A 13,677-nucleotide genomic window follows, 5' to 3' on the forward strand; every position below is an offset into this window, starting at 1 on the left:
CTTGTAAACTATTTGAGAGATAAAAAAATAAAACGACAAATTATCTTAGTAACTCATAACGCAAATATTGTGGTAAATGCAGATGCTGAAAATATAATAATTGCTAACCAGAAAGATGAAAATAATAAAAAAGATCTTTCACTTTATAAATTTGATTATATAAATGGTTCTTTAGAAGAAACTAAATCAAAAACCGATGATGATATAAGGTTTTTAGAGTCTATGGGAATTAGAGAACATATAGCAGAAATTGTTGAGGGAGGAAAAGAAGCATTCAAAAAACGCGAAGAAAAATATGGATTCTAAAATGACCATTCAAGATATAAAATCCCGCAACCTCATCCTCTTCCAAGCCATCTCCGGAAGCCGCTCCTTCGGCCTCGAAACAGAAAACTCAGACACAGACATCCGAGGAGTATATTATTTAACGAAAGAAGATTTTTTCGGCTTAAATTATATTCCGCAGATTTCTAATGAAACGAATGACATTTCGTATTATGAAATTGGGAGATTTGTAGAATTATTACAGAAAAACAATCCGAATATTTTAGAAATTCTGGCAAGTCCGGAAGATTGTATTCAACATAAAAATCCGTTAATGGGTTTGTTGAAGCCTGAAGATTTCCTTTCCAAATTATGCAAAGATACCTTTGCAGGATATGCAATTTCGCAGATCAAAAAAGCAAAAGGACTCAATAAGAAGATTTTAAATCCTATTGAAAAGGAAAAAAAATCTATTCTTGATTTCTGTTATATTTTAGAAAATAACAGCTCCATACCGTTGAAAAAATGGCTTTCAGAAAACGGAAGAATTCAGGAAAAATGCGGATTGGTGAACATCGACAACACCAAAGGAATGTTTGCCGTTTTCTACAATGAATCGGGAGATTTAGGCTACAAAGGAATCATCCAGAACGAAGAAGCCAATCAGGTTTCCGTTTCATCGATTCCAAAAGGAGAAAAATCGGTGGCTTTTATGTTCTGTAATCTTGACGCCTACTCCACGTACTGCAAAGATTACCGAGAATACTGGAAGTGGGTTTGTGAAAGAAATGAAGACCGTTACAACGTCAATCAAAACCACGGACAAAACTACGACAGCAAAAACATGATGCACACCATTCGCCTTTTGCAGTCGTGTGAGCAGATTTTTAAAACCAATTCTTTAAATATCCGTGTGGAAAACCGTGATGAATTATTAGATATCAAAGCCGGAAACTGGTCTTATGATGATGTTATGAAGAAAGCCGAAACCTTGATTCAGTCGATTGAATACCATCATTCGATCTCGACACTTCCGGAATATCCTGATCTAGAAAAAACAACAAAAACTTTAGTGGAAATAAGAGAAAATCTATACAAATAATTAATTTCTCTCCTTCAAATAGGAAACTACAATCCTTTTCAAATATATTACCAATCTGAAAAACTTATAAAACAAAAAACCAAAGCAGAAAGATTCTGCTTTGGTTTAGTTAATTATTTTTGACCTATACTCTGTATTACATTTTTAGGACAAGTGAAGTTAAGGTTTTTTTAAGGTTTAGAAATCAGTTTCCCGCCTTTCTGTTTCCCATCTTTATTTTTCAATTGGTAGAAATAAGTTCCCGCCGGAAGTTTTACCTGAAGTTGGGTGTTTTTATCAGACAAACGCTTCTCAAGAACTTTAGATCCTGCGGCATCGAAAATCATTAATTCCGATCCCTTATCAGCATCATCCAGAATGATATTAAGTACTGAGGAAAAAGGATTTGGATAAAAGCTCGCTGGCTTACTCACATGAGTAGATGAACTTACCGCTAATGTTGAAAGATCACATCCTGGTGTCATTACTGCATTGATGCTCGCTGTAGATACCGCTCCGGTAGTACTGAGAACACGGCCTTCTATCACGGTTCCCGTATTAAGGTTGATGGCACCGTTATTACCAATCACTGTTCCTTTGAAGTTTGCGTAGTCGTTAAGACTGATTGCGCCATCCACTTTCCAGAAAACATTCTTTGCTTGAGCCTGGTTTTGCAATACTACATTGGCATAAGTACTTGTAGACAATGCACCTACGATTTTGATAACAAATACAGCATCAGGATTTCCTTGCGCATTCAGGGTAACGGTTCCGTTAAGAACGGTAGCAGCATTCAAAAGATAAGTATGCGGCGTCAGCACTAAGTTTTGCCCAAAAGCAGCAGGATAAAGCAACTCAATATCTGTCGGTAAAGTATTCAGATAAGTGTAAACCGTACCAAGATCCAGTGCACAGATTGCAGTAGCAGAATCCGGATTGCTATGAATTGTTCCTGTTACATTATTAGCCTGAAAGCCCGTTGTAAGTCCTACATTAGAACCAATATCTCCCGTTACAAAAGAAACTCCTGAGTTAGTCACCGTTCCGCTACCTGTGAAAACTGTGAAACACGCAACTGATCTTAGCATAGGTGCAACCGGACCAGTTAAAATCGGTGATCCGCATCCGATAGGTGTTCTTACTGTAACGCCCGAAACTGTAACAGCACCTGTTGTAGACAGCGCACGTCCTTCTATAGAAACGCCGCTGTTCAGAACTATTGCTGCATTGTTTGCAATCACCGTTCCTTTCATTTCTGTATTCGTAGCAAGATTTACCAAACCTTCTATCTTCCAGAATACATTACAGGCAAGTGCACCATTGGTAAGTATTACTTTAGAAGCAGCTGTAGAAGAGAATGCGCCTTGTATTTTAAAAATAAATACTGCATTGGCATTTCCGCCTCCATCAAGAGTCAAAGTATTATCCAGTGTTGCACTTTGCCCGATCGAATAGGTTCCCGCTCCCAATACTTGTCCGTTACCCAAAAGTGGTGCAGGAAAAAAGTTAGGAATTGCCGCGTTCAGCTGATTATAAGCAATCGTTAATGATGCGGCGGCTGCTGCTGAAGCTCCATTGGAATCTTGCATTACCCCATCTACATTTCCGAAGTTGGTACTTGCGCCATTATTGGTGCCAACATTTCCGGTGATTTGCGATAATCCGGTGTTGCTCACTGCACCATTGGATGAGAAGAGAGCGAAATCAGCAGCTGTTCCCAAAACCGGCGCCTGAGCCATTGCCTGTGATGAGAAAAAAATTGAGGTAGACAAAACTACCATGCTTAAAAGTTTTTTCATAAAATAAATTATTTGGCGTGAAATTTAACTATCTCACAATTAAATGACGTAACTAAAATCATACCATAAATTTATTATAATTAAATTATTTTTAATTAATTAATATTATTTTATAAATTTTTAATAAATAAATACTTTATTTTTACGAATAATTAAATATATCTATATTTTATTGGATAAAAGATTTACAAGTAATAAATATGATATTTAAATATTTAACAAACAACATCTTAATCTCCTTTTTTGAAATATTAAGACATTAATAATCATTGATAATAAATAAGATTTTAAAAACCATCAAGAAAAATCGTAAATGAATCGACAGAAATTAACAACAAATTGCGACCTCATTTTTCCAACCATTGATGTAACTATATTTTTTTTGCGATGTTATTTCACATTGACACGATGCAAGTTAATATTCTTTCTTTGTAGAATTATATTCTTGCATCGTGAAGCCACATTTCCACATCCTGAAATTACATTCCCACCACGGAATACCCGGATTTAGAAAAAACGACAAAAATTTTAATAGAAATAAGAGAAAATCCTTATACCTAAAACAAAAACCGCCTCATTGCTGAAGCGGTTTGTTTTATATATAGTTTAAAAAACTATCTGATGATTTTAATATTGATTGCAGAGAAACCTTTTGGTGATCTTTCTTTTTCGAAAGATACCTTGTTCCCTTTCTTAATGATATCCACACAGTTGTTGCTGTGGAAGAATACATTTTCTTTAGAACTATCTTCTGTGATAAATCCGTAGCCCTTGTCGCTGAAAAAAGTAACGATACCAGACTTGATTGGATCCTCCTCCTGAATAGGAGCTGCACCCAATTGAATGTTATCCAAATCAATGACACTTTTGTTGCTGTTATCAGGAGGCGTACTTGTTAACTGACCGTTTGCATCTACATACATGATCATGTCATCAAGACTTTTCCCTTTGTCATTGGTGTTTTTTCGGTCTTCGCGACGTATCGCTTTTTCCTTTTGCTTCTGTAATTTTTTCTTAAAGTTTTCTTTTTTTGAGAAAGAATCCGCCATATATTATTGTATATTAATTGTTATTCTTGAATTTAATTTTCTGATGATTTTTCATTTATTTCATCAAAGGGTATTGTTTACCATCACCAAAAGATTTCTGTTGAAATTCTTCTAATGATTCCACTGCATTAAGATAATAAATTTTTTAGAATTTACGATCGTTACCAGAAAGTTTTTCGATGATTACAACCATTTCAACTTCCCGAAAAGAAGTAAAAAGGTATTCTACAGGTGGTCAGTCGTGGTGATTCATATTGCCGGCTAAGATTCATTTACAAGAAATAAAAATGAAAACGGCAGTCAGAATAAAGAAAACTGAGGGATAAAGGGTATTCTAAACTGTTATAGTTTAAGAAAAGCAGAAACCTTCTTCTTAATTATAATGCAAATATACGACAATTCCACGGATTTTGAAGACTATTATTTAAATAATTGAATTTCAGATTATTTAGAAAACAAAAAATGACCTTTTAGTTTCTTTTCCACTAAAAATTAGATGCTTATCAAATTGCCACAAACACTATTTTTCAATTACGTAAAACTACTTAAGTATATTCCGCCTTACAGAAGTACAAATACCTATTATCAATTTGGGTATTTTCTACTCTACCAATTCCGAATGTTTAGAAGTTACTTTGTATTGTTCATTATGAGAAGCTTCCAATGAATCTAGGCGGCCTCCGAAAAGCCTGATATTTAAAAGAGTAGGAAACCAAAAAACTAATATTATGTCACAAGCACAAGCAGCAATGCAAACTCTAACTCAACAATGGTACAATGCCTTGGTTACAGGATTATCTTTAAGTCCTAACAACTTCCAGCTTTACCAGGGAACACAACCTGTAGGACCAACATCAGACTGGCTTTGGAAAATTTTTGATGCCGTTCCTCCAAAATCTGTGAACAACAGTTATGACCCTAGTCAATCTAACAATTTTTCTCAGGATTATCAGGCAGTAATTGCTAACTTAAAACCACTATCAGATAATAGCTTCCAGAATTGTATGGGAGATTATTATACGAATTGGTTAAATTATATTCAATCTCCTAAATGTCCTTCTAATATCTTTGACAGCCCGGATGCTATGCAGTCTGCCTTCAAGAAATGGGCAATGATTTATGCTCCTTCTCAGATGGGATGCAGCGCATCATTGATTCAGTCTTTCTACAATGATATCGTAACGATTGCCAACACAATGTTCGCTTCTGCACAGGCCGCAGGGAAAGGATATGCTTATAATACTACGATTTCAGATTTAAATAATGCAATACAGTCTGCTCCGGCAAAAAGCTTTACGATGGATAGCAAAACACAGTCTTCTGATGTATCTCACACATGGGCAAGCGGAAGTACATCTGTGTTTTTCGACTTGTTTGATTTCGGAGGTGGCGCAAGCTATGACAATCTTACAGAGGAAGCTACCTCAGCAGGTATTAATATCAGTGCAAGCTTCAAACATGTATTGACATTGCCGGGAGCTCCTTTAGCAAAAACTTCTACAGATCCTATCCTTAGCCAATACACGCCTTGGTATAACAGCGCAGCATTGTCAAGAGCTTATGGTACCAAAGACAATACGGTTTGGAAAAACGGTTTACCATCATGGGACACCACTTTCGGGCCTAATGGTAACTTGCAGCGTTCTGCAACATCTTTGATTATTGTTGACGGAATTGACATCACAATGACTTCTGCAACAAGTTATTCTTCAAGTGACCAGCAGGTTATCACTGCTAGAGCAAGTACAGGTTTCTGGCCTTTCTTCAGTGCTAGTGGATCTGGCGGATCTTCAACTTCTGTAAGCTTCTCAGATAGCGGTCAAATGACAGTAAAAATTACTTCGCCAGCAGGAAATCCTCAGCTTTTAGGAGTTTTGGTTTCTGCTATGTCGGAAATTCTAGGTTAAAAACCATATTTGTTTATTAAGAATAACTCCACTGAGATTTCAGTGGAGTTATTTATTTTTCTTTAAAATATAATAAACAGCCTTATCTTTTTCATCATTTGTGGTATAAGCAAACTGGAATACATAGCCATTTGCAGACATAAAATTCAGAGCATCCATCATAGAATTAAATTTCACATTTCTTCCTCTTTCGTCTTTGATATTGGTTCCGTTTTTAAATGAGATAGATTTGGTTTCCTGTCCGAAATCGATTTCCACATTTACTTTTGTACTTAAAGAACGACCAGTCCCGATAATCTGAACGTAGTCTACGTCGATATCTTTTAGTGGGACATCATTTTACTGTTTGAGAAAATACTAATGCAGATGCGTTGATTAAGAATAGAATAAATAATTTTTTCATAGTTGATATTTTAAGTGGTTAAAAATAAAACAAATATTGAAATTGTTGAATTAAATACCATTGGAATTCAGTGGTTTTATATAGTTGATGTAATAATCTTAAGCTTCGTACAAAGGCTCGTGTTCTCCCAGTCATTCTTGATTTTAAGGATTTACATTTCCTTCATTCCTTGGCTTTTGTGCCGGTTCTTCTGATCTTGGCAACAAAACTTTTCTTGAAAGTTTCATTTTCTTACGGTCATCATAACCCTCGTTTCCGCACGATTTTATCGTGTGCCTTTTATTTTCCAATCGCTTTCTTAAAAAATTTTTATCTTTATAAAAAGTCATAACTATAAGTTGCACAATCCTAAGGGATTTATTAAATCAAAATAATAACTATTAAAAAAAAAACATGAAAAAAGGACTAATCATTTGTTCTATTCTTTTTAATCTTTCTATTGTATGTGCTCAAACCATTGAATCGGGAAGCCGTAATACGGCAGGTTACATCAAATCAGACGGAACAATTGAAAACAAAAGTCATTCTACAGTAGGTTATATTAAAAGCGATGGTACGGTTGAAAACAAAAGCCACAGCACAATTGGGAGAATCAAAAGTGATGGCACAATAGAAAATAAAAGCGGTTCTACTGTAGGGTATGTTAAAAAAGACGGGACGGTAGAAAACAGCAGCCATTCAGCAATTGGGTACATCAAAGACAATGGAACGGTAGAAAACAGTAGTCACAGTACGGTCGGTTATGCTAATGGAATTAAAAAAGAATGGGCAGCGGTAGCTTTTTTCTTCTTTAAAATAGAATAAACTACCTCAAGGCATAGTCCAGAGTTATAGAACATTGATAATTCTGTTCACTCAATTGCAATCAATAATTTATATCCTCGAAACAATAATTTTTCTCTACAAAAAATCAATCCCCACACAAAAAAACCACCGAAAATTCGGTGGTTTCATATAATTGATCGTAATAATCTTAAGCTTCATTCAAAGGCTTGTGCTCACCCGGCTGGTCTTTACCTTCAGGATTCACTTGACTTTCTGGTCTTGGCTTTTGTGCCGGTCTTTCTGGTCTTGGCAACAAAACTTTTCTTGAAAGTTTCATTTTTTTACGGTCATCATAACCCATAAATTTCACCTCAACCTCATCACCTTCTTTGTAAGGAACTTTGTCTAGACGAGCCCATTCGATTTCAGAGATATGAAGTAAACCTTCAGTACCTTTTGCAATCGCTACGAATGCTCCGAAATCCATCACTTTAACAACTTTACCTTGGTAAACTTCACCTACAGTCGGTACAAAAGTGATTTCGTTGATTCTTGCAATCGCTTCGTTGATTTTCTCTCTGCTAACCCCAGAAATTTCGATTCTACCGATTTCTCCAACTTCTTCAATGGCGATAACCGTGTCAGTATCTTTCTGCATCTGCTGAATGATTTTTCCACCAGGTCCGATTACCGCACCGATGAAATCTTTAGAGATTTCCAACATCACCATTTTCGGAGCGTGAGGCTTCACGTCTTCTCTTGGAGCAGAAATCGTTTCATTTAATTTATCAAGAATATGCAATCTTCCGTCTCTAGCCTGTAGAAGCGCTTTTTCCATAATTTCCATAGACAATCCCTGAACTTTGATATCCATCTGGCAAGCGGTGATTCCGTCTGCAGTTCCGGTTACTTTAAAGTCCATATCTCCCAAGTGATCTTCATCACCCAAGATATCAGAAAGTACTGTGAATTTACCTGATTTCACATCAGTTACCAATCCCATCGCAATCCCTGAAACCGGCTTTTTGATTTGCACACCCGCATCCATCAATGCTAAAGTTCCTGCACAAACAGTCGCCATAGAAGATGAACCGTTTGATTCTAAAATATCAGAAACGATACGGATTGTGTAAGGATTTTCTTCCGGAATCATGTTTGCCAAAGCTCTCTGAGCTAAGTTTCCGTGACCAACTTCTCTTCTTGAAGTTCCTCTCAAAGGACGAGCTTCACCAGTTGAGAACGGCGGGAAGTTATAATGTAAGAAGAATCTTTCGTCATAGTTTACCATTACACTGTCTACCATGTTCGCATCTTTTACTGAACCTAAAGTTACAGCTGTCAAAGATTGAGTTTCACCTCTTGTGAAGATTGCAGAACCGTGAGCTCCCGGTAAATAATCGATTTCGCTCCAGATCGGACGAATCGTTTGAGGATCACGACCATCAAGACGGATTTTATCATTCAAAATCATCTGACGCATCGCTTCTTTCTCCACATCATGGAAATATACTTTAGCGAAAGGAGTTACTCTTTCTAACTCTTCAGCATTTTCAACATATTGAGCTAAGAATTCAGCTAAAACAGCTTTGAATTTCTCACCTCTCTCCTCTTTTCCTGAAGGAATTTTTGCGACTTCGTATACTTTATCGTATGTTTCTTTCCACACTTTCTCACGAATTGCTTCGTCGTGATTTTCGTGGCTGTATTCTCTTTTTGGTAAAGACTTTCCTACTTTTTCAGCTAGTCTTTCCTGAGCTTCAACTTGTTTTTTAATTTCTACGTGAGCGAATTGGATTGCTTCAAGCATTTCTGCCTCAGAAATTTCTTTCATCTCACCTTCCACCATTACGATAGAATCTTTAGTTGCACCCACCATGATGTCAAGGTCAGCCAATTTAAGATCTTCATAATTAGGATTTACCGCTAATTTCCCGTCAATTCTTACTACTCTTACCTCAGACATCGGTCCGTTGAAAGGAATATCAGTAATTGCAATTGCTGCCGAAGCTGCAAGACCTGCTAAATCGTCAGGAATTGACTGTCCGTCATAAGAAATCAATGAAATCATCACTTGAACTTCCGCATGGAAATCTTCAGGGAATAGTGGTCTTAGAACTCTGTCTACCAAACGCATTGTCAGGATTTCCTGATCTGAAGGTCTAGCTTCTCTTCTAAAAAAGTTTCCAGGAATTTTTCCACCTGCGTAGAATTTTTCTCTGTAATCTACTGTCAATGGTAAGAAATCTACACCATCCTTTGCTTCTTTGCTGGCTACAACAGTTGCTAAAAGCATTGTTCCGCCGATTTTTACGACCACAGAACCATCAGCCTGTTTTGCTAATTTTCCTGTTTCAATTGTGATCTCTCTGCCGTCTGCAAGAATGATCGTCTCTGTAATTGCTTGAGGTATACTCATAAATTGTTTTGTGTTGCACTCCGTATTGAGTGCTTTAGTTATTGATATTTCGTCTAAATTTCGTTTGCAAAGATAATGTATTATAATGATTTATCGAATTTCAGATATACATTATATGGTGATTTGAACAATTTTATTGAAATAATTGTCCATTTTTACCTTGTTTTGATGTATTTAATAAAATAGAATCAAAGCATAAAAAAAGCAACCTCTTGCGAAGTTGCTTCTTATTTTTGGAAATCTAATAGATTATTTTCTTAATCCAAGTTCAGCAATAATTGCTCTATATCTTGTGATATCCTTGTTTTTAAGGTAATCTAACAAACTTTTTCTTTTACCTACTAATTTTACCAAAGATCTCTCAGTAGCAAAGTCATGACGGTTAGCCTTCAAATGCTGAGATAAGTGGTTGATTCTAAAAGTGAAAAGAGCAACTTGTCCTTCAGCTGTTCCTGTGTCTTGTGCAGATTTTCCATGTTTTGCGAAAATTTCTGCTTTTTTTTCTGTTGTTAAGTACATTCCAATATTGTTTAATGATTATTATGTAACGGGTGCAAAAGTACGACTATTTTCTTACTCAGCAAAACATAATCGATTCTATATATTAAAATAGATAGAAAAATATGTTAAATTTTCCTTAATAAAATTATGCAATTCCACTAAAAGACAGTACTTTTGCAGTGACAAAGACATGAAAAAAATCTTATTTTTTACGCTTATTTCTACTGTGTTTATCACCAGTATTTCTTCTGTAAAAGCGCAGAAAGCTCATACTGTTGACAAAATAAAGAAAATCTTATACTTTAATCCTGAAGTAGAACCTGATCTTGAGGAGATTAAGGAACCCACGAATCATGCATTTTTCAGTGCAGTTTCAGATAAAGTGAGCGGATTTAGAAAAAACAAAATGTTGAGATCTGAAGTTCAGGTTTCTTATGACAGCATCGATTCTAAGACGATATCAGAATACAGCAAAAACAACGATGCCGATTTTGTGGTGGTTCCCAAAGTAAAATATTTCAAAGTAGGTTTAGGAAAATATGTATTTTCTAATCAGGTCGTCGTAAGCATGAAACTTTTTGACGCTGAGGGAAACTTCATTGCATCATCAGATTACGACACCTACCGTAAAAACATGCGTCTTTTGGGTTCCACAGAAAATTCTATTAAAATAGGTACCAATGGTGCGATGAAAAGCATTCTGAAAGAACTGAGAAAACAGAAACCCTCTTCTGAAGCCGGTTTTTAACCTTTAATAAATCCTTAAATTTACGTTATCATTCTTGTTTGTTGAAATTTTGAATTATTTTTGCATATCCAAAAAATTCAGGTTTTGAATCACACAGACGAACTTACCTTTAACCCAGCCGACATTGCCGAAAGACTTAGCGAACTCCATGCTGACGAACGGCTATTGGCTTTCCTGAAAGTTCCGAAAGAATACAAAGCCGATGTTTTTTCCCATTTAGATCCTGATTTTCAGGAAGAAACCATCCGAAGTATTGGTAGTGACGAGGTTTCTGAGATTCTGAATGCGATGACACCCGATGACAGAACCGCACTTTTTGAAGATTTTCCTGATGAATTGATTAAATATTCTATCAATCACCTTAATCCTCAAGAAAGAAGAATTGCCCTGAAGCTTTTGGGGTATGATTCTGATTCTATTGCCCGTCTAATGACACCTTATTACATCCAAATTCGTAAAGAATGGACGGTTAAAAGATGTCTTCAGCAGATCAAAAAGGTCGGTAAAAGGGTGGAAACCATCAATCACTTATATGTAGTTGATGAGAGAAACCGCTTGATTGATGATTTAGCATTGGGTAGTTTACTCTTAGTTGAAGATGATACTTTGGTTTCAGATCTTACCGACAATCAGTTTGTAGCCATCAAGACAACAACTTCAAAAGAAGATGCCGTAACCTACTTTGAAAAATATGACCGTACCGCACTTCCCATTATTACGGATGCCGGAGTTTTGGTAGGAATTGTGACAATTGATGACATTTTAGATCAAATTGAGTCTCAAAATACCGAAGACATTCAGAAATTCGGGGGTGTTGAAGCTTTGGATGATCCTTATATCCAAACGCATTGGTTTGAGATGATCAAAAAAAGAGGTCTTTGGCTGATTGTTTTGTTTTTCTTACAGCTGATCACTGCTTCCGTGATGGGATATTATGAAAACGAAATTGAAAAAGCGGTAGTTTTAGCTCTCTTTATTCCATTAATTATATCGAGTGGCGGAAATTCGGGTTCGCAGGCTGCAACTTTGATTATCCGTGCGATGGCACTTCAAGAAATCACCATCAAAGACTGGTGGATTGTTATGAAAAAGGAATTGGTTACAGGTCTTATTTTGGGAACATTTCTTGGGGTAATCGGGTTTTTCAGGATTATGATCTGGCACAAAATGGGCTGGTTTGATTACGGTGATTATTGGTTTTTTATTGGTATAAGTGCCGGAATTTCTTTGGCTATGATCGTCCTTTGGGGAACTTTATCGGGATCAATGGTTCCTTTTATTCTTAAAAAATTCAACCTTGACCCGGCAACTTCTTCCGCACCATTCGTGGCAACTTTAGTTGACGTAACAGGTTTAATTATTTACTTTACGATTGCCGGACTTTTCTTAACCGGAAAACTTTTGTAATTTTAGGCAAAGTCTAAAATCTACTCATGAAAGTTATTTCTCTGGTACCTTCAATTACTGAAGCTTTATTTGATTTGGGATTAACCGAAAACGAAATTATCGGCAGAACGAAATTCTGTATCCATCCGGAAGACAAAGTAAAAAATGTAGAAATAATCGGCGGTACAAAAAACTTGAATATTGAAAAAATAAAGTCTTTAAAACCCGATTTAATCTTAGCCAACAAAGAAGAAAACGTAAAAGAACAGGTTGAAACTTTAATGAAAGATTTCAAAGTGATTGTTTATAATACGGAGACGATTGAAGATAATTATTACTTAGTTAAAAATCTGGGTTTACTTTTTAACAAAGAAGAAAGAGCACAGATTTTTAATCTTAAAATTTACGAAGTTCTTAATGACGCAAAAATTCATACAAAAATAAAAGCCGCATATCTGATTTGGAAAAATCCTTATATGACTATTGGTTCAGACACTTTCATCCACAATGTTTTATCCGAAATAGGTTTTGAAAATATATTTAAAAATCAAACCCGCTATCCTGAAATTCAGATTAAAGATTTAGCAGAAGCTGATGTAATTATGCTTTCTTCAGAGCCTTTTCCGTTTAAAGAAAAACATATTGAGGAACTGAATCAATTTTACCCCGAAAAGAAAATTATCATCGTTGATGGCGAAGCTTTTTCCTGGTATGGGACGCATATTGCGAAGTGTGAGAACTATTTTAAGGAATTAATTGCTGAATTTAATCATTAAGTCTTGGCTAAAGCCGAATGATTTTTGTAATTATTAAATGAGCTAAACCCTTTCCTATTGATGATTTTAGATAACTATATATCTGAATGCTTCGAAACAAAAAAAAATCAGATGTCGCTTGTTTTATAATCTAATTATCTGTTTTCCAGCTAATAAAATTGATATTTTACATAAAATACAATCCTTATTACATTATCAATTAAATTTTTATAAGCTTTTTTTATACATTGAAAAAAAAACATATTTTTGTAGTTCAAAACATTGGGTCATATCTATTATTATGTTGTTTTTACTAAAAAATAAAAACTAATTGAAAAAAAATTAAACCATGAAGAGAACTTTACATAATTCTTTTAATTTATCAAAACTGATTGTTTCCGACAGCTTAAAACATTTTTAAGTTCTTAAATTTCTTTAGAAATATAAATCAATAGCACTTATTGAATTATTTAATCATCAAACACACCTTTCAAAATCATTGTCTATCATTGATCTAAGTTTTTTTAACTTAATTTAATTTTGAAATGTTTTATGCATTTCGATATTTTTATGGAGTTCAGAAACCATTCAAACGAAGCGAAA

13 protein-coding genes are annotated in these 13,677 nt (G+C 35.3%); 7 read left to right on the plus strand and 6 right to left on the minus strand.

Annotation, left to right across the window (positions count from 1 at the left end):
- Window positions 1-12: 12 nt before the first annotated feature.
- Window positions 13-306: a hypothetical protein gene (locus LNP04_RS04740; RefSeq protein WP_229985423.1), complete on the plus strand. Its 294-nt coding sequence runs from the start codon at window positions 13-15 to the stop codon at window positions 304-306.
- Window position 307: 1 nt separating this feature from the next.
- Window positions 308-1,366 (plus strand): DNA polymerase beta superfamily protein, encoded by a 1,059-nt coding sequence (locus LNP04_RS04745; protein ID WP_229986273.1) that lies wholly within the window; start codon window positions 308-310, stop codon window positions 1,364-1,366.
- 170 nt (window positions 1,367-1,536) lie between these two features.
- Here the strand turns inward: LNP04_RS04745 and LNP04_RS04750 are convergent, their stop codons facing one another.
- Together LNP04_RS04750 and LNP04_RS04755 are read right to left on the minus strand one after the other, a co-directional pair.
- The gene (locus LNP04_RS04750; protein ID WP_229985424.1) at window positions 1,537-3,144 is read right to left on the minus strand and encodes an ice-binding family protein; all 1,608 of its coding nucleotides are present in this window, start codon (window positions 3,142-3,144) and stop codon (window positions 1,537-1,539) included.
- Between the two features lie 614 nt (window positions 3,145-3,758).
- Window positions 3,759-4,193, minus strand: coding sequence for a cold-shock protein (locus LNP04_RS04755; RefSeq protein WP_229985425.1), 435 nt, complete (start codon window positions 4,191-4,193; stop codon window positions 3,759-3,761).
- A 728-nt stretch (window positions 4,194-4,921) separates the two neighbouring features.
- Between LNP04_RS04755 and LNP04_RS04760 the strand changes: the two genes are divergently transcribed.
- Complete coding sequence (locus LNP04_RS04760) at window positions 4,922-6,100, plus strand: hypothetical protein (protein WP_229985426.1); 1,179 nt, start codon at window positions 4,922-4,924, stop codon at window positions 6,098-6,100.
- Window positions 6,101-6,148: 48 nt separating this feature from the next.
- On the opposite strand, the gene LNP04_RS04765 is transcribed toward LNP04_RS04760, so the two are convergent.
- Complete coding sequence (locus LNP04_RS04765) at window positions 6,149-6,358, minus strand: hypothetical protein (RefSeq protein ID WP_229985427.1); 210 nt, start codon at window positions 6,356-6,358, stop codon at window positions 6,149-6,151.
- A 288-nt stretch (window positions 6,359-6,646) separates the two neighbouring features.
- Entirely contained in the window at window positions 6,647-6,793 is a 147-nt protein-coding gene (locus LNP04_RS04770) for a hypothetical protein (protein ID WP_229985428.1), read from the minus strand.
- A 103-nt stretch (window positions 6,794-6,896) separates the two neighbouring features.
- On the opposite strand from LNP04_RS04770, the gene LNP04_RS04775 reads away from it, so the two are divergent.
- Window positions 6,897-7,307, plus strand: coding sequence for a 5-fold beta-flower protein (locus LNP04_RS04775; protein WP_229985429.1), 411 nt, complete (start codon window positions 6,897-6,899; stop codon window positions 7,305-7,307).
- Between the two features lie 169 nt (window positions 7,308-7,476).
- Here LNP04_RS04775 and LNP04_RS04780 read toward each other — a convergent pair whose 3' ends face one another.
- Together LNP04_RS04780 and rpsO are read right to left on the minus strand one after the other, a co-directional pair.
- Window positions 7,477-9,684, minus strand: coding sequence for a polyribonucleotide nucleotidyltransferase (locus LNP04_RS04780; RefSeq protein WP_229985430.1), 2,208 nt, complete (start codon window positions 9,682-9,684; stop codon window positions 7,477-7,479).
- A 249-nt stretch (window positions 9,685-9,933) separates the two neighbouring features.
- A complete protein-coding gene (gene rpsO, locus LNP04_RS04785; RefSeq protein ID WP_129536557.1) occupies window positions 9,934-10,203 on the minus strand; it encodes a 30S ribosomal protein S15 in 270 nt (89 codons plus the stop codon).
- Between the two features lie 172 nt (window positions 10,204-10,375).
- On the opposite strand from rpsO, the gene LNP04_RS04790 reads away from it, so the two are divergent.
- From LNP04_RS04790 to LNP04_RS04800, 3 genes are all read left to right on the plus strand, one after another.
- Window positions 10,376-10,933: a pyruvate decarboxylase gene (locus LNP04_RS04790; RefSeq protein ID WP_229985431.1), complete on the plus strand. Its 558-nt coding sequence runs from the start codon at window positions 10,376-10,378 to the stop codon at window positions 10,931-10,933.
- An 84-nt stretch (window positions 10,934-11,017) separates the two neighbouring features.
- The gene (mgtE, locus tag LNP04_RS04795; protein ID WP_229985432.1) at window positions 11,018-12,340 is read left to right on the plus strand and encodes a magnesium transporter; all 1,323 of its coding nucleotides are present in this window, start codon (window positions 11,018-11,020) and stop codon (window positions 12,338-12,340) included.
- A 26-nt stretch (window positions 12,341-12,366) separates the two neighbouring features.
- Window positions 12,367-13,095: an ABC transporter substrate-binding protein gene (locus tag LNP04_RS04800; protein ID WP_229985433.1), complete on the plus strand. Its 729-nt coding sequence runs from the start codon at window positions 12,367-12,369 to the stop codon at window positions 13,093-13,095.
- The last annotated feature ends 582 nt before the right edge of the window (window positions 13,096-13,677 follow it).

The sequence above is a fragment of the Chryseobacterium sp. C-71 genome (assembly GCF_020911865.1).
GTDB lineage: Bacteria > Bacteroidota > Bacteroidia > Flavobacteriales > Weeksellaceae > Chryseobacterium.

Coding starts and splice junctions, on each gene's coding strand:
- LNP04_RS04760 (WP_229985426.1), top strand. CDS start 4,922: ATGTCACAAGCACAAGCAGCAATGCAAACTCTAACTCAACAATGGTAC.
- rpsO (WP_129536557.1), bottom strand. CDS start 10,203: ATGTACTTAACAACAGAAAAAAAAGCAGAAATTTTCGCAAAACATGGA.
- LNP04_RS04750 (WP_229985424.1), bottom strand. CDS start 3,144: ATGAAAAAACTTTTAAGCATGGTAGTTTTGTCTACCTCAATTTTTTTC.
- LNP04_RS04755 (WP_229985425.1), bottom strand. CDS start 4,193: ATGGCGGATTCTTTCTCAAAAAAAGAAAACTTTAAGAAAAAATTACAG.
- LNP04_RS04790 (WP_229985431.1), top strand. CDS start 10,376: ATGAAAAAAATCTTATTTTTTACGCTTATTTCTACTGTGTTTATCACC.
- LNP04_RS04780 (WP_229985430.1), bottom strand. CDS start 9,684: ATGAGTATACCTCAAGCAATTACAGAGACGATCATTCTTGCAGACGGC.
- LNP04_RS04800 (WP_229985433.1), top strand. CDS start 12,367: ATGAAAGTTATTTCTCTGGTACCTTCAATTACTGAAGCTTTATTTGAT.
- LNP04_RS04745 (WP_229986273.1), top strand. CDS start 308: ATGACCATTCAAGATATAAAATCCCGCAACCTCATCCTCTTCCAAGCC.
- LNP04_RS04775 (WP_229985429.1), top strand. CDS start 6,897: ATGAAAAAAGGACTAATCATTTGTTCTATTCTTTTTAATCTTTCTATT.